Consider the following 23,790-nt stretch of genomic DNA (forward strand, 5'->3'; position numbering starts at 1 on the left):
AAGAAGAAATTATAATGAGAGTTTTTGATACCCGATTTTACGTAAATGTAAGATTTTAAGTCAAAGATTCCTGAAAATAAAATACTTAATAGTTCTGATTATTAATGGTAAAGTATAAATTAGAGGAATTTATTAAAGATATTTTAAGATGAAGAGAATAATATATTTATTGGCTTTGGCAGGATTTTTATCTTGTAAAACTGAGCCAAAAGTGGCTGAAAATAAAATTCAAGAAGACGTTGCATATTTAGCCGATGATAAATTAGAAGGAAGGCAAACGGGAACCGAAGGTGAGGTCTTAGCTTCAGAATATATTATAAGTCGTTTTAAGGCGATTGGACTTCAACCTAAAGGAACAGGAGGGTATTTGCAATCGTTCTCTTTTAAGCCTAAAACAGACCCTCATAGTGAGGTTGAATTTACAACTAATGCAGATAGTACAATTACAGGTCATAATGTCCTTGGTTTTATTGATAATAATGCAGAAACTACTGTGGTTATTGGTGCTCATTATGACCATTTAGGATATGGAGGAGAAGGGTCATTATATCGGGAAGAAAATAAAGCCGTTCACAATGGTGCAGACGATAATGCGAGTGGAGTTGCCGTGATGTTAAACTTGGCTAGCCGATTAAAAATAAAAAATGATGATGCCAAAGTAAAAGACAAAAACAACTATTTATTCATGGCGTTTTCAGGAGAAGAAATGGGCTTGTTAGGATCCAATTATTTTTCTAAAAACCCAACGATTGAAGCACAATCTATTAATTATATGATTAATATGGATATGGTTGGCCGTATGAAAGCCGATAGCACTTTGGCCGTTTACGGAACAGGAACCTCACCAAGGTTTAAACAAACTATTAAAGCTAATAATAATAAATTTAAAATTATTGAAAACGAAAGTGGAGTAGGACCAAGCGATCATACCTCATTTTATTTAATTGATATTCCCGTATTGCATTTCTTTACAGGTCAGCATGAAGATTACCATAAGCCAGGAGATGATCCTGAGAAGTTAAATTATGAAGGCATGAATCTGATTTCAGATTATATTTATAATATAATTAAAGATTTGGATGATGATGGCAAATTAGCTTTTAGAAAAACTAAAAATGAAAGTGATGAAACACCAAGATTTAAAGTCGGTTTAGGTGTTGTTCCAGACTATTTATATGATGGAAAAGGTATGCGTATTGATGGCACACGAGAAGACACTCCCGCAACTGCTGCCGGCCTACAAAAAGGAGATGTGGTTTTAAAACTAGGTGATAGTACTATTACAGATATGATGAGTTATATGCGTGCACTTTCTGTATTTGATAATGGGGATGAAGCTGAAATTATTGTGAAACGTGGCGAAGAAACTCTTGAGAAAAAGGTGAAATTTTAAGTATTTTATCAATGGATTTAACATAAAAATTAAAAGCTTTAGAATTCTACCTTATAAATTAATGTAAATTTGTTATTCAACTAAACCAACTCAATAATGAAAAAACTTTTACCACTATTCTGCCTATTTACCTTATTAACAGCTTTTACTTGTGAAAATGAACCTTTAGATGTTGGATTTGATTTAGGTGAAAATAATAACAATAATTCTGAATTAATTGGCACTTGGGAGTTAGTTGATTTTGATGTAACTCTCGTTAGCTCATCAACCTTTGGTGATCAGTCTTTTACTTCAGATATTGCCATTATTAGTACGGAAGAAGATTATACTTTGAATTTTACTCAAAACACTTTCACAACATCCGGTAATTACACCTATGATACTCAAGTTGCGGTAAACGGAGATACGGTTTCTACAGATGCTTATTCGATGGAAAGTGTGAATGGAAACGGAACATATTCTACGGTCAACCATGTAATGACTGTAGATGGATCATTTTTTGACTTCGAATTTGAAGGTATGGATCAGTCGGCATTACAAGGAGAACAGACCGTGACATTCTCAATTTCGAATGACGGACAAACACTTACGTTCTCTCAAGATGAAACCACATCTCAGACAGACCCTGCAACTGGAAATGTTACAGATAATACTACGACTTCAACATCTGTTTGGATAAGACAGTAAGTTATGTAGTGTAATTAAATTAGAGTTTTAAACAATTTGTTTTTAGATGTTGTAAACTTTGGAGATTAAGATTACATCATCATACTCCCACAAATACCAAAACTTATTATAATATAAACAGCAGCTAAGATAAAGCATATTTTTGCTGCTTTTTTATTCTTTCTTATAACGGCAAACCCAATGATTGTAAGCAGAATTGCAGGTCCAAACATTATGGCGAATATTAGAGTCACCAAACCATCTAAATTTACTTCTATAGGTATCATACTATTTCTTGTCTAAGTTCTTCTAATCGTGCTTTTTTATCATCGCGATAAAATAGATTCATGGTTTCAAAAGGAATAATTTTATTGTCTTTATTCACAATATGCACACAAGATTTTTTAATCGCGCGTACATCGAAATTATAAGCATCTATAAATTGCATGATAATAACTCTAAACAAATTATCATAACCCAAGTTTGGAGCATCAATATGCGGTAAACAACACATGATGGATTTTAGATTTTCTTCAGCAACTTCTACTGAATTTCCTGTACTAAATAGTTCTATCATTTTATCTTGAAGCTGTGCATCTTGTTCATAAATAATAGTGTTTTTGCTATTATCTAATAAATCATTTGGGTTAATATAACGTGTTAATGGAAAGACCTCTCCATCTAGTTTTAGTGCGTAACCCATTACTAAAGCATCCGGATTACAAGGTACAGGTAACAAATCATCTGGATTAAAAATATCTGTTTGCTCCATTATTTTTCGCCGCACCTCGGTTAAGGTCATTCGATCAGTTTCAGGATTAAAATTCTCTAATCGACCAGCAATTTGTGTAGGTTGAAGCGTCACTCCTCGCACGCATTTCTGTTTTAAGCCATAGTCTATAATTTTCCCTATCTCGTCGTCATTTAATCCTTTTTGAAGCGTAACGACCAAAGTTGTTGATAAATTCAGTTGATTTAAGTGCATTAGCGCTTGTTTTCTTATTGAACTCAAATCTGCGCCACGTAATTCACGCAATACACTATCCTTAAACGAATCAAACTGTAAGTAAATTTCAAAATCTGGTGCGTAGGATTTTAAGCGTTTAGCAAATTCAAAATCTTTAGCAATTTTTATCCCATTGGTATTCAGCATTAAATGCCTAATGGGTAGAGATTTAGCATAATCCATGATTTCCCAAAACTGAGGGTGAATTGTAGGTTCTCCACCAGAGATTTGAACCACATCAGGTTCTTTTTCATTTTTTACAATAGCGTCTAACATCGCTTTAACCTCTTCTAAAGAGCGATGCCTTCCGTATGTTGGTGATGAACCAGCATAACATGTTGGGCAGGTTAAATTGCAACGATCCGTAACCTCTACAACCGTTAAGCAACTGTGTTGCTCATGATCTGGACATAAACCACAGTCATAAGGACAACCGTAATGTGTTTTGGTATTAAATGTGTAAGGCGTTTCGCTAGGTTTATTGTAATTTCTAATGTTTTTATAATACTCAATATCATCCGCAATCAACACTTTTGAATTGCCATGTTCATTACAACGTTTTAGCATATAAACATTGCCGTTTTCAAAAACAATTTTAGCATCGACGCGTCTCAAACATTCGGGACATAGGCTTAATGTAAAATCGTAGTAAGTGTAATTTCTAACTGGCATTCTTAAGGTTTTGGTGGTTGAATTTATAATAATATAGCCAACAAATTACACATAATATTTGAATGGAACTTAGTCCGAAGACATAAAACACATTTGGTTTTAAAAACTCGATACCAAATCGAAATCCAAAGTAACTCAACATAAATAGCTTAAAAAGATCGCCATTCTTTAAGTTTGAATTCTTTTGAACCCATTTCATACCGAAGTATAAAATAACAAGAAACACCAATTCATATAAAGATGTTGGATGTCTTAATAAACCATCACCTAAATCCATTCCAAACACTGAATTTGTAACCTTTCCGTAGGTGAATTCATTGATACCAGATAAGAAACATCCAATTCTACCTATAAAAATGCCGACGATAATAGGAAACACAAATAAGTCACCAGATGACTGTTTCTCTCCTATAATTTTTTTTATCAACTCCACACCAAGCAAACCACCAAAAAGTCCACCCATTATGGTTTTAGTATTGACTAGTTGTAATAAGTTTTGTGTTGTAAATTCGATCATGGGATTTTCTAAAACTCCCACCAATCGCGAACCAATTAATGCACCTAATGCCGCTCCGAGAATAATAGATAATCGATTATTGGATGAAATAGCATCGGTCTGTTTTCGTTTGAGATACACGTAATATCTAAAGCCTATAAAGAACGCTAGATATTCTAGGATAAGGTGACTATTAAGTTGGTAACCAAATACGGTCGGTTCAAAAGGTATTTGCAAATTATACGCCTAAAATTTTAGCATCGACTCTAAACTTCGTGTCTATAGTTATGTCGTGAGTTTGATTAAGCGTTTCATCAGTGATCGTTTTAATACGAAGTTGATAACTATCTTTTTTGATATATGCTTCTAATTCTTCACCCAAAACATCCAATTCCAAATTATTTGAATTGGTATTTTGAAGATCATAGATATTTGCAATTTCAACCTCTTCAACATTATCTGCTTTGATATAGACATGCATTTCTCTAAGAAAATTAAAATTACCTTCGGTTGGGCTATCAATGGTAAGTTTTATACGCTTTAGTTTAATACTTTCAATTAAATTGCTGTTGGTGTCATTGTTTTCAAAGGTAGATTCCGACTCCGTAGTAACTTCAGGTGTATTAAAGTTAAATGGTGTATCAATTAGTGTTGTTGCAGGTACAGAATAATTGGTCTGCAGGTCGATGTCGAAATGGGTTAATTCGTCTATAACATCACAGTTTGAAAGCATTACAAAAGATAGACAAAGTAAAAGTAGGTTGTTTTTCATAGGATAGATTTAGTACAAATATAGGTGATTTGAAAAAAACACTTTAGAAGGTATTTTTTGAAAGCAATAAATAAAGAATAATAAAAGACGTAATTTTGCACCAAAATTTATTCAATTGGTTAAAATAGGCGACATAGAATTACCAGACTTTCCATTGCTTTTAGCTCCTATGGAAGATGTAAGTGATCCACCGTTTAGAGCGCTTTGTAAAGAGCAAGGTGCAGATGTGGTATATACTGAGTTTGTGAGTAGTGAAGGATTAATTCGTAACGCGGCAAAAAGTGTTATGAAATTAGACATTTACGAAAAGGAGCGACCGGTTGGCATTCAAATCTTCGGAGCCAATTTGGAAAGTATGTTGCAAACTATCGATATCGTCGAAAAATCCAATCCAGATATTATTGATATCAATTTTGGATGTCCAGTAAAAAAGGTAGTTTCAAAAGGAGCAGGAGCGGGTATTTTAAAAGATGTCTGCTTAATGGAAAAATTGACTGCTGAAATGGTAAAGCGCACCAATTTACCTGTGACTGTAAAAACGCGTTTAGGTTGGGATCACGATTCTATAAAAATTGTTGAGGTTGCAGAACGTTTACAAGATGTAGGATGTAAGGCTATTGCGATTCACGGTAGAACAAGAGCTCAAATGTACAAAGGCAATGCCGACTGGAATCTTATTGCTGATGTAAAAAACAATCCACGAATGCATATTCCTGTGTTTGGAAATGGAGATGTAGATTCGCCTGAAAAAGCTATGGAAATGCGTGATTCTTATGGATTGGATGGTGCAATGATTGGAAGAGCAACTATTGGAAACCCATGGTTCTTTAAGCAAGTCAAGCACTATTTTGAAACAGGTGAGCATTTAGCTCCAATTTCATTAGCTGAACGTGTAGAAGCGGCAAGACGTCACCTTCAAATGGCAATTGATTGGAAAGGTGAAACTCTAGGTGTTTTTGAAACACGAAGACATTATACGAACTATTTTAGAGGTATTCCACATTTTAAAGAATACAGAATGAAAATGGTAACTAGTGACGATTCAAAAGATGTTTTTGCTGCATTTGATGAGGTCTTAGATAAGTTTTCTGATTACCAATTTGTATAAATCGAAAGAGAAAGAGCTGATTCATGAAATTAGAATCTAATATTTTCTCTATTGCTCTCTGCATGACCTCTGCGCAACTCTGGGTAATAGTTGTCTGTTGTGGGTTTTCCCCCGTTATCAGTTGTGGGTTTTCAGTTGTCCGCTGATTAGTGGAAATTAGTGTCTTTTTGAGTTGTTAGATTTTAGTTGTTAGCCGGTAGTGCAGTTTCATTGATTGTTTGTGAAATTAAAATCAAATATTTTCTCCTCGACTCTCTGGGTAACCTCCGCGCATCTCTGGGTAACAGTTGTCTGACGTGGGTTTTCAGTTGTCCGCTGATTAGTGGAAATTAGTGTCTATTTGAGTTATTAGATTTTAGTGGTTAGTCAGTAGTGTGGTTTCATTGTTGATTCGTGAAATTAGAATCTGATATTTTCTCCGTGACTCTTTGTGTCTCCTCCGCGCAACTCTGGGTAACAGTTGTCTGTTGTGGGTTTTCAGTTGTTGGTTGATTAGTGGAAATTAGTGCAATTAGTGTCTTTTTTAGTTATTAGATTTTAGTTGTTAGCCGGTAGTTCAGATTCATTGTTGATTCGTGAAATTAGAATCTGATATTTTCTCCGCGACTCTGGGTAACAGTTGTTTGTTGTGGGTTTTCAGTTGTCCGTTGATTAGTGGAAATGAGTGCAATTAGTGTCTTTTTGAGTTATTAGATTTTAGTTGTTAGCCGGTAGTTCAGATTCATTGATTATTTGTGAAATTAAAATCAAATATTTTCTCCTCGACTCTCTGGGTCACCTCCGCGCAACTCTGGATAATAGTTGTCTGTTGTGGGTTTTCCCCGTTATCAGTTGTGAGTTTTCTGTTGTTGGTTGATTAGTGGAAATTAGTGCAATTAGTGTCTTTTTTAGTTGTTAGATTTTAGTTGTTAGCCGGTAGTGCAGTTTCATTGATTATTTGTGAAATTAAAATCAAATATTTTCTCTGTGGTTCTTTGTGTCTCCTCCGCGCAACTCTGGGTAATAGTTGTTGTTGTGGGTTTTCAGTTGTTGGTTGATTAGTGGAAATTAGTGTAATTAGTGTCTTTTTGAGTTATTAGATTTTAGTGGTTAGCCGGTAGTGTGGTTTCATTGTTGATTCGTGAAATTAGAATCTGATATTTTCTCCGCGACTCTCTGGGTCACCTCCGCGCAACTCTGGGTAATAGTTGTCTGTTCTGGGTTTTCCCCTGTTATCAGTTGTGTGTTTTCAGTTGTCCGCTGATTAGTGGAAATTAGTGCAATTGGTGTCTTTTTGAGTTGTTAGATTTTAGTTGTTAGCCGGTAGTGCAGTTTCATTGATTATTTGTGAAATTAAAATCAAATATTTTATATGTGGCTCTTTGTGTCTCCTCCGCGCAACTCTGGGTAATAGTTGTCTGTTGTGGATTTTCAGTTGTTGGTTGATTAGTGGAATTAGTGACTTTTTTAGTTATTAGATTTTAGTTGTTAGTCAGTAGTGAGGTTCCATTGCTGATTCGTGAAATTAGAATCTAAACTATCTCCGCGACTCTCTATGTCACCTCTGCGTAACTCCGCGTAATAATTTTCAGATCGCAGGTCTCCAACCTAGCTTTTTATCAATTCCTTAGTAATACGCTGTGAAGCGATTTTAGAAGCTACAATCCCCAAAGCAATAATCGTCGCTAATACAATGAGAACATTCAAGAAATTTAGTCTTACAGGATAAGCCAAATCAGGTGTGAGCATCACCAATTCAAAAGACTGTTGTAGATATACCACAATCAACCCAATCGTCACTCCAATAATTCCACTTACAATAGTCATTAGACTCCCTTGTAAAAAGAAAATTGACTTAATCGTCTTCGTTTCAGTTCCTAAGTTGAATAGGGTATTCAGTGATTTCTTTTTATCCAGAATCATCATAATAATTGCGCCAATCACGTTGAACAAAGCAATAATTATCACCAAAGTAAAAATAAGGTAGATTGCAAGATTTTCCGTATTCAACATTTTAAATAAAGCATCGTTAAGTTCAGCTCTGTTTTTTATGGTGAATTTATTTCCGAAGGTAGCTTCAAGTTTTGATCTAACTTCCGATTCGTTAGCATCAGGTGTCAACTTAAGTTCAATAGCACTGAGTTGATTGTCGTTATAATTCAGTAATCGTTTTGCCAATTCAATGGTTGAAAACACATATTTATTATTCAGCTCCTCGTTAATTTCAAAGAGACCAACATTATTTACGTAAACCGAGTTATAATAACCTTTTAAAGTACTTGCTTGCCCTCTACCGACCTTTGGAACGTATAATGATAACGGCTTTAAATAATCTAAAACTCCAAAAGATAGATTATTAGATATTCCCCAACCTGAAACCACATCATTACTTTCAGGAGTAAGCCAATTTCCTCTAGTGACCATAGTATCAACGCTAGTCACATTTAGGTAATTGCTGTCAACACCTTTTAAGGTGGCGAGAAGATTTTTGTTTTCGGACTTAATAATGATGCGCTCTTCAACAATTTTTGAATGCGCTTCAATACCTTCAATCTTTAAAAGTGAAGATTTATCATTTTCTGTCCATTGAAAAGATTTTCCTTCAGAAGGAATGAGTTTTAAATCTGGATCTACAAAAGACGAAAAGTTGAGACTATAATCTTTTAAACCTGCAAAAACAGATAATACAATAAAAAGTGCTGCAGATGCAATAATAACACCACCAGAGGCAATCCATGTCATTATATTAATAGCATTATTACTGCTTTTAGAAAACAGGTAACGTTTTGCTATATAAAGAGGAAAATTCACTTAAGATTTTTTTCGCTTACCTAATAAATCCGGATTTTCTATAGGATTGTCTTCACCTCTTAAGGAACGTTCAATTCCGTCGATGTACTCAAGCGAATCATCGATAAAAAATTCTAATTGTGGCATACGTCTAAGTTGATGACGTGTACGTTGGGCTAATTCGTGTCTAATTAAAGGTTTGTTAGACTTAATTCCTTCCAATAAAGGTTTTGCTTCTTTATTAGGAAATATACTTAGATATACTTTCGCTACCGTTAAATCTGTAGTGACATTCACTTTACTTACAGAGATTATAACGCCTCGTAAACCACCATCAGTCGCTGCTTTTTGTAAAACCTCTGCTAAATCTTGTTGGAGTATACCTCCTATTTTTTTCTGTCTTTGTGTTAATTCTTCCATAATGACTATAATAACTAATCATCTGCAAAAGTAGATGTTATTTAAAGATTATCTTATTTTTGAAGGTATAAATTATTAATGAGATTTCCGATTTAGCGGAAACTGAAATAAGAATTAATGAAAAAAATTGAACATATTGGAATTGCTGTAAAAGATATTGAAAGTTCAAATCATCTTTTTGCCACCTTATTTGGAAAAGAGCATTATAAAACTGAAGAGGTTGAAAGTGAAGGTGTAAAAACCTCATTTTTTGAATGTGGACCGAATAAAATTGAATTGCTTCAAGCTACTCATGAAGATAGTCCGATTGCTAAGTTCATAGAAAAAAAGGGTGAAGGCATTCACCATATCGCTTTTGCTGTTGATGATATTGAAAAGGAAATTGAAAGATTAACCGAAGAAGGTTTTACCATGATTCATAAAAAGCCGAAACAAGGGGCTGATAATAAGTTGATCGCTTTTTTACACCCTAAAGCGACTAATGGTGTATTGATTGAATTATGTCAGGATATTAAAAAATAAAAATACTTTGTCGGTAAAAAAATATGTAGTAATATTGCACTCTCTTTGAAAAAAGAGTAACTTGAAGTTAGCTCTATGCTAATGGGTCCTATAACTCAGCTGGTTAGAGTATCTGACTCATAATCAGAAAGTCCCTGGTTCGAGCCCAGGTGGGACCACAAGTAAAACCAAGCCTTTACAGAAATGTAGAGGCTTTTTTTTATGATGATTTTTTTGTTTTTTCTACTTAATCACTTCTGGTATTACTAAAAAAAATCAGCTTATAATTTTGGAGGAGCTTCTCTTATTATTAATATTGTGATTTTCAGTCTTTAAATTGTGAAATTTTAAATAAATAGATGACAAAATATACTTTTTGTGCCTTTTTGGCATTGTTTTTCGTTTTTTCTAATAATACTATAGCTCAAGTTCAATCTACTGATGAACTAGTTGTGAACGTAGAATTTCTCAATCCTTCTTCTGAAATTAATGATGGAGTAGCTAAGGTTGAAGTTCAAGGCGGAAAACCTCCTTATCAGTATAAATGGAGTAATGTTGAAACCTCTTTGAAATCTAAAGAATCTGATGGTTTAATTGAAGGTATGAAGCATTCAGTCCTTGTGAGCGATGCTAATGGAAATAGTGTTTCAAAAGAATTTAAAATTCCAGCCGAATCAATTACGGAAATTTTCAATAGTAAGGTACAGCCTGCTGTTGATGTATTAGGCGCTATTCTATTTTGGGACCCTTTTGCAGCCCTTGGAGTATACGACCCTGTGGTTTATTCTTCTTCAATAAACATTAAGCTTCCTCTTAAAAATAAAGTTACCAACTTAGACTATGAAGTTGAGAAGTGGTTAGTTGCGGATGGTAGTTCTGTTAAAAAGGGAGAAGACATCGTTGTACTTTTAAGTAATCAAAATGAAAAATCTACAGTAGTCGCTTTGGCAGATGGAACTATAAATCACATAACTAAAGAAGGTGAATTTATTTCAAGAATACCTGAAACAGGCTCATTCAAAGCCCCACTTTTAGGAGTCATTAGTTTCGATTCCGCCAAACCACTTTTACATCCTAACGGTGAGGTTAAAACAAACACCATTCCTTTTATTGTAATTTGGCTTATCCTAGGTAGTATATTTTTTACACTTCGATTGAAGTTTGTGAATATTCGAGGATTTAAACACTCTTTAGAATTAGCACGGGGTAAGTATGACGATCCAGACGCACCAGGAACAATTACGCATTTTCAGGCTATGGCAACGGCTGTTTCCGCTACAGTGGGATTGGGAAATATCGCTGGAGTTGCAGTAGCAATTTCTTTAGGAGGAGCAGGTGCTACCTTTTGGATGTTTCTGGCAGGATTTTTCGGGATGTCTTTAAAATTTGCCGAATGTACACTTGGTGTTAAATATCGTTTTATAGATGAAGAGGGACGTATTTTCGGTGGACCTATGAATTATCTACGCTACGGATTGGAAAAACAAAACTTAAAGAAATTAGGTAAGTTTTTAGCTATCCTTTTTGCTGTACTTGGAGTAGGAGCTTCATTTGGAGGAGGAAATATGCTACAATCTAATCAAGCCTTTAAAATTGTTTCTGAACAAATTCCATTTTTGCAGGGGCAAGGGTTTTGGTTCGGAATCGGGTTTGCGCTTTTAGTAGGAGCGGTAATTATTGGTGGAATTAAGAGTATAGCTAACGTTACCGCGAAAGTGGTGCCTATTATGGCCATTTTTTATGTAGTAGGTTGTTTAGTTGTAATAGGATATCATATAGAATATATTGGAGGAGCTGTCCTTGCTATTGTTGATGGTGCCTTTTCTGCCGAAGCCTTAAAAGGAGGCTTTATTGGGGTGCTAATTATAGGATTACAACGTGCAGCATTTTCTAGTGAGGCAGGAGTTGGATCTGCGGCAATTGCACATAGTGCCTCTAAAACCAATCACCCAATTGCTGATGGCTTTACCTCTTTAGTAGAGCCGTTTATAGATACTATGTTAGTTTGTACAATGACCGCTCTTGTGTTAATTTTCACCGGAATGCATGAATCTAATAGTGGATTAGGTGGCGTAGAATTAACAGCCGATGCTTTTGGTTCTGTTGTGTCGTGGTTCCCTGCGGTTCTAGCTATAGCTGTTTTTCTTTTTGCATTCTCTACAATGGTATCGTGGTCGTATTACGGTATGCGCTCATGGACTTATTTGTTTGGGAGAAGTAAAAAATTAGAGTTAGTTTATAAAGTCATGTATTTGGTATTTGTAGTATTAGGAGCTTCAGTTAGCTTAGGGGCGGTACTGAGTTTTGCTGATATGATGATACTAGCGATGTCTTTTCCTAATATAATTGGCTTATATATAATGGCCCCAGAAATAAGTGCCGATATGAAAGTGTATTGGGATAAATTAAAAACAGGTAAACTGTATATCAATCCAAAATTTATAAAATCTGATGATTAGTTGTTAAGAATTGCGACATGTCTTAAAATTTAATACACTAAGAATGCTGTATCTTGATTTTCAGCACTTAGTACTTAAGAGTGTCTTTTAAAATTATTAGTTACTTCAAAGACATTTATTGCTGAAAATAATTATATTTGTTATTGAGCTAACATAAAAATTGTAGGTGTTTTCCCAATTCAATCTTATTTTTTTTTTGCGTTTTATCGATAAAACTTACCTTTCGTAGATGTTTTTTATCGTGATTAATTTTGTTAACTCAGTTTTTTTTATAAATTTACACATTATCTAATATATAGAATGCAGAACAATAAAATGTTAGCCTCAGCTTTGCTTTTTCTCGTAGGTTTCGCATCTATGTCTCAGAATGTTGGTGAAGGCGTGCCTCAACCACCAGCGCCACCGCCACCGCCGGGTCTACCGATTGATAGTGGTATTGTCTTACTTATTGTTGTAGCATTGACTTACGGTGCCTACAAGACTTATCAGTTATCTAAAAAAACGGCTTAATTACGTAATTCATTTAATCGAGTTACATACTTACCAATGACATCAAACTCTAAATTTACGGTATCACCGACTTTTAATGTTTTAAATGTTGTGTGTTTAAAGGTATAAGGTATAATTGCCACAGAAAAACTATTTAACTTTGAGTTTACGACAGTTAAGCTCACTCCGTTAACTGTTATAGAACCTTTCTCTATTGTAATATTGTTGAGCGCTTTATCATATTCAAAGGTGAATATCCAACTGCCATCTTCTTCAGTTACATTAATACAAGTAGCAGTTTGATCGACATGACCCTGAACAATGTGGCCATCTAATCTATCACCAAGTTTCATTGCTCTTTCTATATTTACTAACTGACCTTCTTTGAGTGTACCAAGATTTGTCTTGTCTAAAGTTTCTTGAATCGCTGTGACAGTGTAGGTATCTCCGTCAATAGCAACAACCGTTAAACATACGCCGTTATGAGCTACACTTTGATCTATTTTTAATTCGTTTGTAATCGACGTGTGCATCGTAATATGTAAATTACTACCTTCTTTAACAAGATTGTTTATTGTACCCAAATCTTCAATTATACCTGTAAACATAAATTGTGCTTTATTTAGTTAAATTTGCAAAGACAAAGTTAAGTCCAAATTATGAAATATAACTTTGTTCAATGAATATATAACGAGCGACTATATTTTTCAATTAAACGAAATTTTAGGAGCTTAAGTTTGAAATGAAGCATTACTAAAACAGTTGTGTTTATTTATTTAGGACTAATTTTCATTTGCCTTAAAGGGCGTAAGGTTGACCTTAATTGGTCATATAATTTATAGTATTTTAGAAAAAGTTAGCATAATCATATGAAACAAAAAGAATCGGTCATTGTTGGAATATCAGTTGGAGATCTTAATGGAATTGGACCAGAAATTATTATAAAAGCTTATGAAGATCCTAGGACTTTAGAGCTACATACACCCGTTATCTTTGCTTCGGGTAAAATAATGCAGTTTTTTAAGAACCACTTTAAGAGTAAAATTAATTTTTTCAATATCGACTCTCCTGATAAAGTAGTATTAGGAAAAGTGAATGTAGTTAATGTTTGGAACGAAGCTGTAAAAATTGATTTCGGAAAAGAAAATAAAAAGATAGGAGAATACTCAATTAAATCACTTGAAGCAGCAACTAAAGCTTTAAAGGATGGTGATATTGATGTTTTAGTAACAGCCCCAATTAACAAGCACAATATACAGTCTGATAAATTTAATTTTCCTGGACATACCGACTATTTAGCAAAAGCATTAGAAGGAAAAAGTCTTATGTTTATGGTTTCTGATGCTTTACGTGTTGGATTGCTTACTGATCACGTTCCACTTAAAGATGCAAGTAATGCTATTACGGAAGAGCTTATTAAAGAAAAAGTGGCTACCGTTATAACTTCTTTAAAACAAGATTTCGGAATTAGAAAACCGAAAATAGCTGTTTTAGCCATTAACCCTCATGCTGGTGATAATGGTGTAATCGGTAATGAGGATGATACTATTCTAAAACCTACATTAGAAAAAATTAAATCTGACGGTAGTTTAGTTTACGGTCCGTATTCCGCTGATAGTTTCTTTGGGTCAAATACTTATAAAAATTTCGACGCGATTATTGCCTCATATCATGATCAAGGTTTAATTCCATTTAAGACAATCGCTTTTGGTCAAGGTGTTAATTATACTGCAGGCTTAAGTAAAGTAAGAACATCACCAGATCATGGAACAGCTTATGAAATTGCCGGAAAAGGTATTGCAGACGACAGTTCAATGAAACAAGCCATTTTTACAGCGATTCAAATTTTTAGGAAGCGCGAAGAATATGATTATTATAGTAAAAACCCTTTAAAAAAGGCTTCTCGATAGTTATAAACAAAAATTGTTGATATCTAGGCTATAAATAATTAAAAATTTATATATTTGCAGGCTCAAAATGAGTGTGGCAATGAAGGCATTAAAATCTTATACGATTCCTTTCGTAGGACTAAAAGTAGGAGAGCATCATTTTGATTATCAAATTGATAACACGTTCTTTGAACATTTTGAATACGATGAATTCAATGCAGTTGACGTAAAAATCGACCTTGTGTTAGTAAAGAAAGCAACTCTTTTAGAGTTCTATTTTAAAGCAAAAGGATCGGTAAATGTGAATTGCGATATTACAAATGAACCCTATGATCAAGCGATTGATGACGAATTTAAATTAGTTGTTAAATTTGGTCACGAGTACAATGATGATAATGAAGACATATTAATTCTACCACATGGCGATTACGAAATTAATGTGGCACAGTATATATATGAACTTATTATTTTAGCGGTTCCTATAAAACGAGTTCATCCTGGTATAGAAGATGGCACATTGCAATCAGATATACTATCAAAATTAGAAGAATTAAGTCCTAAGCAGGAATTAGAAGAAAAAACATCTGAGGATATTGATCCTCGTTGGAATAATTTAAAAAAACTATTAACGGATAAATAACATTTAAAATGGCACATCCAAAGCGTAAAATATCAAAAACAAGAAGAGATAAAAGAAGAACTCATTACAAAGCTTCTGTACCTCAAATAGCAACTTGCCCAACAACTGGTGAGCCACATTTATACCATAGAGCTCATTGGCACGAAGGTAAATTATATTATAGAGGTCAAGTTTTAATTGACAACTCTGTAGAAGAAGAAACTGCAGCATAATTACTATGCGTGCATACAAGAAAACGCTCCTTTGTGAGCGTTTTTTTTATTAATATTTTTTGCTTAGCACAAAAACCACTTACTTTGCGTTAATATTTGCCAAAAAACAATGAAAATTGATCGAAACACATCGGATTCCTCCAATTTTCTATATTTTTAATTTTCTAAATCCTAACAATGAGTAAAATCACAGCGGCAATTACAGCTGTCGGAGGCTATGTTCCTGACTTTGTTTTAACCAACAAAATATTAGAAACAATGGTCGATACCAATGACGAGTGGATTACCACGAGAACTGGAATAAAGGAGCGTAGAATTCTAAAGGAGGAAGGAAAAGGAACTTCTTTCTTAGCAATTAAAGCTGCCGAGGACCTAATTCAAAAATCGAATTTAGATCCAAAGGAAATAGATCTGGTTATAGTTTGCACTGCAACACCAGATATGAAGGCTGCATCAACAGCAGCATACACCGCTACTCAGATAGGTGCAGTTAATGCATTTTCTTATGATTTGGAGGCGGCTTGTTCTAGTTTCCTATTCGGAATGTCTACTGCAGCTGCATATATAGAAGCGGGCCGCTATAAAAAGATTCTTTTAATAGGCGCGGATAAAAATTCATCATTTATAAATTATAAAGACAGAGCGACCTGTATCATTTTCGGTGATGGAGGAGGAGCTGTATTGTTTGAACCTAATAACGAAAACTTAGGTTTACAAGATGAGATTCTGCGAAGTAATGGCGTCGGTAGAGAATTTTTACAAGCCACTTATGGTGGATCAGCTTATCCTATAAATGAAAACACCTTCAAAGAAGGTAAACATTATGTCTTTCAAGATGGCAAAACAGTATTTAAAAATGCTGTGTTTAATATGGCTGATGTTACGGTACGGATAATGGAAAGAAATAATCTTAAAAATGACGATATTCAGTGGTTAGCAGCACATCAGGCGAATAAGCGAATTATCGATGCTACTGCCAATCGAATTGAATTGGAAGAATCTAAGGTTATGATGAATATTGAGAAGTATGGAAATACAACTTCTGCAACATTACCGTTATTATTATCAAATTATGAATCACAACTAAAAAAAGGTGATAATATTATATTTGCTGCCTTTGGTGGTGGATTTACTTGGGGCTCTATTTATTTTAAATGGGCTTATAATTCTTAATTAAAAACTAACTAACAAATATCTAAATATTATGGATTTAAAAGAAATTCAGAACTTAATCAAATTTGTCGCTAAGTCAGGCGCAAGCGAAGTTAAGTTAGAAATGGATGACGTTAAGATAACCATTAGAACCGGTTCAGAGAACGATACTACATACGTACAGCAAGTGCCAATGCAGGCAGCTCCTGTAATGCAACAGCAAATGCCAGCACAACCAGTTGCTCCAGCTCAAGAAGCACCGGCTACTCCAGCTGCTCCGAGTGAAGATTCAAAATACATCACTATAAAATCACCTATTATTGGGACATTTTATCGTAAGCCAGCTCCTGATAAACCTGTGTTTGTTGAAGTAGGTACTGATATAAAGGAAGGTGATGTTCTTTGTGTTATTGAAGCTATGAAATTATTTAACGAAATTGAATCAGAAGTCTCTGGTAAAATCGTAAAAGTATTGGTAGATGACTCATCTCCAGTAGAATTTGATCAGCCATTATTCTTGGTAGATCCTTCATAACAATTGAAAATTCCAATCCACAAATCCCAAAACCAAAATATTGGAATTTGGTGCTTGGAAAATGAATTTTTTAAAGAGAAGTTATGTTTAAAAAAATATTAATTGCCAATAGAGGGGAAATAGCTCTACGAGTTATAAGAACCTGTAAAGAGATGGGAATCAAAACCGTGGCGGTTTATTCTACGGCAGATGCAGACAGTCTTCATGTGAAGTTTGCAGATGAAGCCGTTTGTATTGGACCACCAGCGAGTAGTGAATCTTATCTTAAAATATCAAATATTATTGCAGCTGCAGAAATAACAAACGCAGATGCTATTCATCCTGGTTACGGCTTTTTATCTGAGAATGCTAAATTCTCTAAAATTTGTGAAGAGCATGGAATTAAATTTATCGGTGCGTCTGAAGAGATGATTAACCGTATGGGTGATAAGTCAAATGCTAAAGCTACTATGAAAGCGGCAGGTGTACCATGTGTACCTGGAAGCGATGGCATAATTGAAAGTTTTGAAGACTGTAAAAAAGTAGCCAAAACCACTGGCTATCCAGTTATGCTTAAAGCATCTGCTGGTGGAGGTGGTAAAGGAATGCGTGCGGTTTGGAAAGCAGAAGACCTTCAAAGTGCATGGGAGTCAGCACGATCAGAAGCTAAAGCAGCCTTTGGAAATGATGATATGTATATGGAGAAGCTCATCGAAGAACCTCGCCATATCGAAATTCAAATTGTAGGCGACTCTACTGGTAAAGCTTGCCATTTATCGGAACGTGATTGCTCTATTCAAAGACGTCACCAAAAATTAACTGAAGAAGTACCTTCTCCATTTATGACCGATAAATTGAGAAAGAAAATGGGTGAAGCTGCGGTTAAAGCAGCTGAGTACATTAAGTATGAAGGAGCAGGAACAATTGAGTTTTTAGTTGATAAGCACAGAAACTTTTACTTTATGGAGATGAATACTCGTATTCAAGTAGAACATCCCATAACGGAGCAAGTTATAGATTTTGATTTGGTTCGTGAGCAAATATTAGTGGCTGCAGGTGTTCCAATCTCTGGAAAAAACTATACGCCAAAATTACATTCTATTGAATGTCGAATTAATGCTGAAGATCCATTTAACGACTTTAGACCTTCACCTGGTAAAATTACAACACTTCATGCACCAGGAGGTCATGGTATACGATTAGATACACATGTTTATGCAGGTTATAGTATTCCTCCAAATTATGATTCAATGATTGCGAAGTTGATAACAACTGCGCAGACTAGAGAGGAAGCTATAAACAAAATGAAGCGTGCCTTGGACGAATTCGTTATAGAAGGTATAAAAACTACAATTCCATTTCATAGACAGTTAATGGAGAATCCTGATTATTTAGCGGGTAATTATACCACTAAATTTATGGAAGACTTTGAATTGACAAAGGAAACGGAAGAATAATAAGGAACCCAAACTGCTAAGTTTGGGTTTTTTTATATGCTAATTTTTATACGTTTCTAAAATCCTGCTAATTTATTTTTTTAGCTGTTGTATAAATACCTTAATTTTAGAAACTCTAAATAGAATAACTAACTAACTAATTATGAAAAAACATTACATTTTACAATTTATAATTGTAGCAATAACTTTGTTTTCGTTTTCAGCTCATTCACAAAATACTTCTCAAATATGGAAAAGTGTAAGTGATGATAGAGCGAATCAAATGGAACAGGTTGTTCGAAAAATCAGTTTAAAAAACGAAAAATTCTTTCAATTAAATATTGAAGAACTAAAAAATAGCCTGCAAAATGTTGGCAATCGTGAGAATACTGGCAATACTTTAATTTCTTTTCCAAATTCCGATGGACAACTAAATCAATTCAAAGTTTTTGAAGCTTCCATAATGGAGCCAGAGCTACAAGCCAAATATCCTAATATGAGAACCTACACAGGTCAAGGTATTGATAATCCTACAGAGATTATTAGGTTTAGTATCACACCTAAAGGGTTTCATGCCATGATTTTAGGAACATCAAACGGAACCCAATTTATTGATCCTTTTTCAAAAACCGGAAATATTTATACGGTTTATTCTAAGAAAAATATTGAAGCTAGAAACTTTGATTTTGAATGTGGAGTTATAGATGATCCTCTTTTAGATAACGTTAATATGGATAGCGTTGATATGGAAAGAAATGCCAATGATGGAACACTTAGAAATTACCGTATTGCTATTGCTTGTACTGGAGAATATACTCAGTTTCATGGAGGTACAGTTGAAGGTGCTTTGGCGGCTATAATTGTAACATTAAATAGAGTGAATAGTATCTATGAGAGAGATTTATCAATAACAATGACTTTGGTCGCTGATAATACTAATATAATTTTTACTGATCCTCAAGACGATCCATTCAATAATAATAATGCGGGTATTCTAATAAATCAGAGTCAGAGTATTATTAATGGTACTATTGGTGCTGCAAATTATGATGTAGGTCATACGTTTAGTACTGGAGCTGGAGGATTAGCAGGATTAGGAGTAACATGTAACCCTTATAATAAAGCAAGAGGGGTAACAGGTTTGTCTCAACCAGTTGGAGACTCTTATGATGTAGATTTTGTAGCTCATGAATTAGGACATCAATTCGGTGCACCTCATACTTTTAATGGAACCGTTGGAAGTTGTAGTGGAGGAAATAGATCTGCTTTTAGTGCTTATGAACCTGGAAGTGGCTCTACTATTATGGCCTATGCAGGTATTTGTGGCTCTGATAATATTCAATACGGAAGTGATGCTTATTTTCATCAAAACAGTATTAGTAGAATTTGGTCTCACGTTTTAAGTACAGGCGTTTGTCCCGTAGATCGTGTGACAACAAATAATACAGAACCAGTTGCCAATGCGGGCATGAATTATACAATTCCACAAGGAACACCATATAAACTAGATGGAAGTGGTTCTACAGATATTGACGGTCAAGAAACCTTAACATATACTTGGGAACAATACGACTTGGGACCAGCAGGTTTACCGTCGGAAACAAATACATCAGGACCGTTAGTTAGGTCTTTTGAAGGCACAAGTAACCCTGTTAGATATATACCAAGGCTTCCTGACGTAGTTAGTAGTGGAGGTACTTCTACAACTTGGGAAAAATTAGCCATGGTTAATCGAAATATCAACTATAAATTAACGGTTAGAGATAACGATGCTCGAGGAGGACAAACGGATGCAGACGAAATGATAGCTACTGTTACAACAGCAGCGGGACCTTTTATCGTTACCTCTCAAAATACTAGTGGTATTACTTGGGAAGCTGGGGCTACTGAAACTATTACTTGGGATGTTGCAGGAACAACTTCTAATAACATTAATGAAGCAAATGTCAACATTTTAATGTCAACTGATGGAGGTGAAAATTTTGATATCGTTTTAGCAACGAATACGCCAAATGATGGTTCTCACAATATCACTGTTCCAGATGTTATCTCTGGAAGCTGTAGAATTATGGTAGAAGCTGCGGATGGTATATTTTTTAATGTGAACACTAAAAATATAGCGATAGGCGTAGACATTTCATGTACATCTTTTGAATCAGGAGATTTAGGCTTAGCAATTCCAGATGGAACTGGACCAAATACCCAAGGTGCGGTTGTCAGTCACACTATTAACGTTCCTTCTTCTGGGACTATTACAGACCTAAGGGTCTCATTAGATATCACACACCCATATATTGGAGACTTAGTTGTTCAATTAATGCATCCAAACGGGGTCGATTATGTGGTACTTTGGGGAAGAAATTGTACTACAGCGAGATATGGTAATATAGATGTTGTTTTTAAAGATAACGAACCAGAAATTGCCTGTGCAAGCCCAACTACAGGGACTTATGAGGCATATGAACCGTTGAGCACATTTAACGGTTTAGATATGGCAGGAGATTGGATGATTTTAATGGCTGATTTTTATAATGGAGATTTTGGTACGTTTAACGATTGGTCAATGACATTTTGTACAGAAACTATGAGTGTTCAAGAGGACGAAATAACTAATTTAAGTATTTATCCTAATCCAAATAATGGAGAGTTTAATATCAATTTCACGCCACAATCTGGTGAAGCAATTACTATTGATGTTTTTGATATGAGAGGTCGATCAATCTATAACCAAGTGTATAGTAGTGTTAGCCGATTTGAAGAAACTATTCAACTTCAAAATGCTCAGTCAGGAATTTATATGTTAAGAATTTCAGACGGTTCACAAAAAGTGACGAAGAAAATAGTCGTAGAATAAGATTATAATTTATACTTTAAAAGCTCCTATATTAGGAGCTTTTTTTGTGTTATGAATTTATCATATTGGGAAATAAAAACGTGGTTAACTAACATTGATTTTACAATCATAGGTAGTGGTATTGTAGGCCTTAATTGTGCTTTGGAATTAAAAAAACGCTATCCTAAATCAAAAATTTTAATTCTCGAAAAAGGAATACTTCCGCAAGGTGCAAGTACAAAGAATGCAGGATTTGCATGTTTTGGAAGTCTAAGTGAGATTATAAATGATCTTAGCCGTCATTCCGAGGAAGAAGTTATGAAGCTTGTTAAAAGCCGTGTAGATGGCCTACAAATGCTTCGAGAAAATCTAGGGGATGCATCTATTGGATATCAAAATTTTGGTGGATACGAATTGTTTTTAGAATCTGATGAACAACTTTATGAATCCTGTTTAAATAAGCGGAATGAAATTAACAAACTGCTTCACCCAATTTTTAATGCTGAAGTTTTCTCTTTCACAAAGAATAAATTTGGCTTCGAACATATAAAAATAAATTATTGTTATAATCCATTTGAAGGGCAGATTGATACAGGTAAAATGATGAATGCTTTATTAAATAAAGTTCAGTCTCTAGGAGTGAAAATTCTAAATAACACCATGGTTGAGTCCTTTTCTGAAAATTCAAATTCAGTAACTATTAAGACGAGTCATTTCAACTTGAACACAAACAAACTTTTTATTGCCACAAATGGCTTTTCAAGGCAGTTTGATGTTTTAGACCTCAAACCTGCAAGAGCACAAGTATTAATAACAAAACCAATACAGGATTTACAGATTAAAGGAACCTTTCATTTAGATGAGGGATATTATTACTTCAGAAATATAGACCAAAGAATTTTACTTGGAGGCGGACGAAACCTTGACTTTAAATCGGAAGAAACTACAGAATTTAAACAAACAGATCTTATACAGAATAAACTTGAAGAGATATTGAAAACAATTATTTTACCTCATACCAATTATGAAATTGACCATCGATGGTCGGGTATTATGGGTGTAGGTTCACAAAAAAAATCAATTATAAAGCAGTTGAGTAATAATGTGTTTTGTGGTGTAAGACTTGGTGGTATGGGCATCGCCATAGGAAGTTCTGTCGGAAAGGATTTAGCCAATTTACTTGATTAAGGCATGAAAAGTATATTTAGGTTCTTTATCAAACTATTTCTCTGGTTTGTTGTTCTTTCGGTGGGATTCGTTGTTTTATTCAAGTATGTTCCAGTACCGATAACACCATTAATGGTGATTCGTTATTTTGAGACTACTGAGAACACTAAATTGTGGAAACATGATTGGGTTTCTATAGATAATATTTCTAAGAACATGCAACTTGCAGTTATTTGTAGTGAAGACCAAAAGTTTTTAGAACATAATGGTTTTGATATTGAAGCCATTGAAAAAGCCTATGACTATAATAAAAAGGGAAAAAGAATTAAGGGAGGAAGTACCATCAGTCAGCAAACTGCAAAAAACCTTTTTCTTTGGCCTAATCGGAGTTGGCTACGCAAAGGTTTAGAAGCTTACTTTACATTTTTAATTGAAGCTATTTGGACTAAAGAGCGTATTCTTGAAGTTTATTTGAATAGTATAGAAATGGGCGAAGGTATTTATGGTGCAGAAGCTGCGGCCCAGCATTGGTTCAAAAAGTCGGCTGCAGGTTTAGATACTCACGAAGCTGCTGCAATAGCTGCTATATTACCTAATCCAAGGAATTATCGGGCTAATCCGGCTTCAAACTATATTCAAAACCGAAAAGAATGGATTGTTAGACAGATGCAGTTTTATGGAAAACTTGATTTAAAATCTGAAAAATGAAGCTAAAAGAAGCCTTATATAGTTTGTGTGAAAAGTTTATTAATGATAGGCTACAAACCGTTAATAACACTATTTCTGAAATTCAAATTTCGTTACAGTCAGAAACTAAAAGTAGTGCAGGTGATAAGCACGAAACGGGAAGAGCCATGTTACAATTAGAAAGAGAAAAAGCTGGTCAGCAATTATCTGAAATTGAAAAACAAAAACAAATTCTACAGAAACTTAATCCAGAATCTGAGCATGAAAAAGTTACTTTGGGTTCTGTAGTGATAACTAATCAATCTAATTATTTTATAGCTATTAGTGCTGGAGAATTGGTGGTTGAAGACAAGCACTATTATGCAATTTCTACTATGACCCCAATAGCACAATTATTAATTTCAAAACAAGTAGGTGACGAAATTGTGTTTAAAGAACATAAATTCATAATAAAAGAGATTCACTAGAAAGCTCAAAGTTCTTACTTATTTTATAATATCAACTTCACA

At 34.4% G+C, this 23,790-nt stretch carries 23 protein-coding genes and 1 tRNA gene; 17 read left to right on the forward strand and 7 right to left on the reverse strand.

Annotation, left to right across the window (positions count from 1 at the left end):
- Positions 1 to 148: 148 nt before the first annotated feature.
- Together DFQ11_RS03790 and DFQ11_RS03795 are read left to right on the forward strand one after the other, a co-directional pair.
- The gene (locus DFQ11_RS03790) at positions 149 to 1,393 is read left to right on the forward strand and encodes a M28 family peptidase (protein ID WP_110474415.1); all 1,245 of its coding nucleotides are present in this window, start codon (positions 149 to 151) and stop codon (positions 1,391 to 1,393) included.
- A gap of 96 nt (positions 1,394 to 1,489) precedes the next feature.
- Complete coding sequence (locus tag DFQ11_RS03795) at positions 1,490 to 2,080, forward strand: hypothetical protein (RefSeq protein WP_110474417.1); 591 nt, start codon at positions 1,490 to 1,492, stop codon at positions 2,078 to 2,080.
- Between the two features lie 71 nt (positions 2,081 to 2,151).
- On the opposite strand, the gene DFQ11_RS03800 is transcribed toward DFQ11_RS03795, so the two are convergent.
- Genes DFQ11_RS03800 through DFQ11_RS03815 form a run of 4 tightly spaced genes read right to left on the reverse strand, consistent with a single transcriptional unit; the run spans position 2,152 to position 5,005 of the window.
- Positions 2,152 to 2,346 carry a hypothetical protein gene (locus tag DFQ11_RS03800; RefSeq protein ID WP_110474419.1) on the reverse strand — a complete coding sequence of 65 codons (195 nt, stop codon included), beginning with the start codon at positions 2,344 to 2,346 and terminating at the stop codon, positions 2,152 to 2,154.
- A complete protein-coding gene (locus DFQ11_RS03805) occupies positions 2,343 to 3,737 on the reverse strand; it encodes a radical SAM protein (RefSeq protein ID WP_110474421.1) in 1,395 nt (464 codons plus the stop codon). Before DFQ11_RS03805 ends, DFQ11_RS03800 begins: the two co-directional genes overlap by 4 nt.
- Complete coding sequence (locus tag DFQ11_RS03810) at positions 3,727 to 4,470, reverse strand: prolipoprotein diacylglyceryl transferase (protein WP_110474423.1); 744 nt, start codon at positions 4,468 to 4,470, stop codon at positions 3,727 to 3,729. Before DFQ11_RS03810 ends, DFQ11_RS03805 begins: the two co-directional genes overlap by 11 nt.
- A gap of 1 nt (position 4,471) precedes the next feature.
- Positions 4,472 to 5,005 (reverse strand): hypothetical protein, encoded by a 534-nt coding sequence (locus DFQ11_RS03815; protein WP_110474425.1) that lies wholly within the window; start codon positions 5,003 to 5,005, stop codon positions 4,472 to 4,474.
- 115 nt (positions 5,006 to 5,120) lie between these two features.
- On the opposite strand from DFQ11_RS03815, the gene dusB reads away from it, so the two are divergent.
- Positions 5,121 to 6,113, forward strand: coding sequence for a tRNA dihydrouridine synthase DusB (dusB, locus tag DFQ11_RS03820; protein WP_110474427.1), 993 nt, complete (start codon positions 5,121 to 5,123; stop codon positions 6,111 to 6,113).
- A gap of 1,587 nt (positions 6,114 to 7,700) precedes the next feature.
- Here the strand turns inward: dusB and DFQ11_RS03825 are convergent.
- Positions 7,701 to 8,903: an ABC transporter permease gene (locus DFQ11_RS03825; protein ID WP_110474429.1), complete on the reverse strand. Its 1,203-nt coding sequence runs from the start codon at positions 8,901 to 8,903 to the stop codon at positions 7,701 to 7,703.
- Complete coding sequence (gene rbfA / locus DFQ11_RS03830) at positions 8,904 to 9,302, reverse strand: 30S ribosome-binding factor RbfA (RefSeq protein ID WP_110474431.1); 399 nt, start codon at positions 9,300 to 9,302, stop codon at positions 8,904 to 8,906. It abuts the gene before it with no gap.
- 117 nt (positions 9,303 to 9,419) lie between these two features.
- Here rbfA and mce point away from each other — a divergent pair, with 117 nt between their 5' ends.
- The 4 genes from mce to DFQ11_RS03850 all read left to right on the forward strand — a co-directional run bounded on the left by mce (position 9,420) and on the right by DFQ11_RS03850 (position 12,772).
- A complete protein-coding gene (gene mce / locus DFQ11_RS03835; protein ID WP_110474433.1) occupies positions 9,420 to 9,824 on the forward strand; it encodes a methylmalonyl-CoA epimerase in 405 nt (134 codons plus the stop codon).
- An 84-nt stretch (positions 9,825 to 9,908) separates the two neighbouring features.
- Positions 9,909 to 9,982 (forward strand) — tRNA-Ile (locus DFQ11_RS03840).
- Positions 9,983 to 10,162: 180 nt separating this feature from the next.
- Positions 10,163 to 12,262 carry an amino acid carrier protein gene (locus DFQ11_RS03845; protein ID WP_110474435.1) on the forward strand — a complete coding sequence of 700 codons (2,100 nt, stop codon included), beginning with the start codon at positions 10,163 to 10,165 and terminating at the stop codon, positions 12,260 to 12,262.
- A 330-nt stretch (positions 12,263 to 12,592) separates the two neighbouring features.
- Entirely contained in the window at positions 12,593 to 12,772 is a 180-nt protein-coding gene (locus DFQ11_RS03850; RefSeq protein ID WP_229791234.1) for a PID-CTERM protein-sorting domain-containing protein, read from the forward strand.
- On the opposite strand, the gene DFQ11_RS03855 is transcribed toward DFQ11_RS03850, so the two are convergent.
- Positions 12,769 to 13,359, reverse strand: a complete 591-nt coding sequence (locus tag DFQ11_RS03855; RefSeq protein ID WP_110474438.1) for a riboflavin synthase — start codon at positions 13,357 to 13,359, stop codon at positions 12,769 to 12,771. The two genes, DFQ11_RS03850 and DFQ11_RS03855, sit on opposite strands and share 4 nt — an antisense overlap.
- 261 nt (positions 13,360 to 13,620) lie before the next feature.
- Here DFQ11_RS03855 and pdxA point away from each other — a divergent pair, with 261 nt between their 5' ends.
- From pdxA to DFQ11_RS03905, 10 genes are all read left to right on the forward strand, one after another.
- Complete coding sequence (gene pdxA / locus DFQ11_RS03860; protein ID WP_110474440.1) at positions 13,621 to 14,661, forward strand: 4-hydroxythreonine-4-phosphate dehydrogenase PdxA; 1,041 nt, start codon at positions 13,621 to 13,623, stop codon at positions 14,659 to 14,661.
- A gap of 79 nt (positions 14,662 to 14,740) precedes the next feature.
- Complete coding sequence (locus tag DFQ11_RS03865; protein WP_110474819.1) at positions 14,741 to 15,280, forward strand: YceD family protein; 540 nt, start codon at positions 14,741 to 14,743, stop codon at positions 15,278 to 15,280.
- Positions 15,281 to 15,288: 8 nt separating this feature from the next.
- Complete coding sequence (rpmF, locus tag DFQ11_RS03870) at positions 15,289 to 15,492, forward strand: 50S ribosomal protein L32 (RefSeq protein WP_110474442.1); 204 nt, start codon at positions 15,289 to 15,291, stop codon at positions 15,490 to 15,492.
- Between the two features lie 177 nt (positions 15,493 to 15,669).
- The gene (locus DFQ11_RS03875; RefSeq protein ID WP_110474444.1) at positions 15,670 to 16,665 is read left to right on the forward strand and encodes a beta-ketoacyl-ACP synthase III; all 996 of its coding nucleotides are present in this window, start codon (positions 15,670 to 15,672) and stop codon (positions 16,663 to 16,665) included.
- A 31-nt stretch (positions 16,666 to 16,696) separates the two neighbouring features.
- Entirely contained in the window at positions 16,697 to 17,179 is a 483-nt protein-coding gene (gene accB, locus DFQ11_RS03880; RefSeq protein ID WP_110474446.1) for an acetyl-CoA carboxylase biotin carboxyl carrier protein, read from the forward strand.
- A gap of 83 nt (positions 17,180 to 17,262) precedes the next feature.
- Positions 17,263 to 18,615, forward strand: a complete 1,353-nt coding sequence (gene accC, locus DFQ11_RS03885) for an acetyl-CoA carboxylase biotin carboxylase subunit (RefSeq protein WP_110474448.1) — start codon at positions 17,263 to 17,265, stop codon at positions 18,613 to 18,615.
- Positions 18,616 to 18,757: 142 nt separating this feature from the next.
- Positions 18,758 to 21,448, forward strand: a complete 2,691-nt coding sequence (locus DFQ11_RS03890; protein ID WP_110474450.1) for a zinc-dependent metalloprotease — start codon at positions 18,758 to 18,760, stop codon at positions 21,446 to 21,448.
- A gap of 51 nt (positions 21,449 to 21,499) precedes the next feature.
- Entirely contained in the window at positions 21,500 to 22,615 is a 1,116-nt protein-coding gene (locus DFQ11_RS03895) for an NAD(P)/FAD-dependent oxidoreductase (protein WP_110474452.1), read from the forward strand.
- A gap of 3 nt (positions 22,616 to 22,618) precedes the next feature.
- The gene (gene mtgA, locus DFQ11_RS03900; RefSeq protein WP_110474454.1) at positions 22,619 to 23,302 is read left to right on the forward strand and encodes a monofunctional biosynthetic peptidoglycan transglycosylase; all 684 of its coding nucleotides are present in this window, start codon (positions 22,619 to 22,621) and stop codon (positions 23,300 to 23,302) included.
- Positions 23,299 to 23,748, forward strand: coding sequence for a 3-oxoacyl-ACP synthase (locus DFQ11_RS03905; RefSeq protein ID WP_110474456.1), 450 nt, complete (start codon positions 23,299 to 23,301; stop codon positions 23,746 to 23,748). The genes mtgA and DFQ11_RS03905 overlap by 4 nt, the downstream gene beginning before the upstream one ends.
- Positions 23,749 to 23,790: the final 42 nt, after the last annotated feature.

Source organism: Winogradskyella epiphytica (assembly GCF_003217215.1).
In the GTDB taxonomy this organism is placed as follows: Bacteria; Bacteroidota; Bacteroidia; order Flavobacteriales; family Flavobacteriaceae; genus Winogradskyella; species Winogradskyella epiphytica.

Coding starts and splice junctions, on each gene's coding strand:
- DFQ11_RS03790 (WP_110474415.1), top strand. CDS start 149: ATGAAGAGAATAATATATTTATTGGCTTTGGCAGGATTTTTATCTTGT.
- DFQ11_RS03795 (WP_110474417.1), top strand. CDS start 1,490: ATGAAAAAACTTTTACCACTATTCTGCCTATTTACCTTATTAACAGCT.
- DFQ11_RS03800 (WP_110474419.1), bottom strand. CDS start 2,346: ATGATACCTATAGAAGTAAATTTAGATGGTTTGGTGACTCTAATATTC.
- DFQ11_RS03805 (WP_110474421.1), bottom strand. CDS start 3,737: ATGCCAGTTAGAAATTACACTTACTACGATTTTACATTAAGCCTATGT.
- DFQ11_RS03815 (WP_110474425.1), bottom strand. CDS start 5,005: ATGAAAAACAACCTACTTTTACTTTGTCTATCTTTTGTAATGCTTTCA.
- rbfA (WP_110474431.1), bottom strand. CDS start 9,302: ATGGAAGAATTAACACAAAGACAGAAAAAAATAGGAGGTATACTCCAA.
- mce (WP_110474433.1), top strand. CDS start 9,420: ATGAAAAAAATTGAACATATTGGAATTGCTGTAAAAGATATTGAAAGT.
- DFQ11_RS03845 (WP_110474435.1), top strand. CDS start 10,163: ATGACAAAATATACTTTTTGTGCCTTTTTGGCATTGTTTTTCGTTTTT.
- DFQ11_RS03855 (WP_110474438.1), bottom strand. CDS start 13,359: ATGTTTACAGGTATAATTGAAGATTTGGGTACAATAAACAATCTTGTT.
- pdxA (WP_110474440.1), top strand. CDS start 13,621: ATGAAACAAAAAGAATCGGTCATTGTTGGAATATCAGTTGGAGATCTT.
- DFQ11_RS03865 (WP_110474819.1), top strand. CDS start 14,741: ATGAAGGCATTAAAATCTTATACGATTCCTTTCGTAGGACTAAAAGTA.
- rpmF (WP_110474442.1), top strand. CDS start 15,289: ATGGCACATCCAAAGCGTAAAATATCAAAAACAAGAAGAGATAAAAGA.
- DFQ11_RS03875 (WP_110474444.1), top strand. CDS start 15,670: ATGAGTAAAATCACAGCGGCAATTACAGCTGTCGGAGGCTATGTTCCT.
- accB (WP_110474446.1), top strand. CDS start 16,697: ATGGATTTAAAAGAAATTCAGAACTTAATCAAATTTGTCGCTAAGTCA.
- accC (WP_110474448.1), top strand. CDS start 17,263: ATGTTTAAAAAAATATTAATTGCCAATAGAGGGGAAATAGCTCTACGA.
- DFQ11_RS03890 (WP_110474450.1), top strand. CDS start 18,758: ATGAAAAAACATTACATTTTACAATTTATAATTGTAGCAATAACTTTG.
- DFQ11_RS03895 (WP_110474452.1), top strand. CDS start 21,500: ATGAATTTATCATATTGGGAAATAAAAACGTGGTTAACTAACATTGAT.
- mtgA (WP_110474454.1), top strand. CDS start 22,619: ATGAAAAGTATATTTAGGTTCTTTATCAAACTATTTCTCTGGTTTGTT.
- DFQ11_RS03905 (WP_110474456.1), top strand. CDS start 23,299: ATGAAGCTAAAAGAAGCCTTATATAGTTTGTGTGAAAAGTTTATTAAT.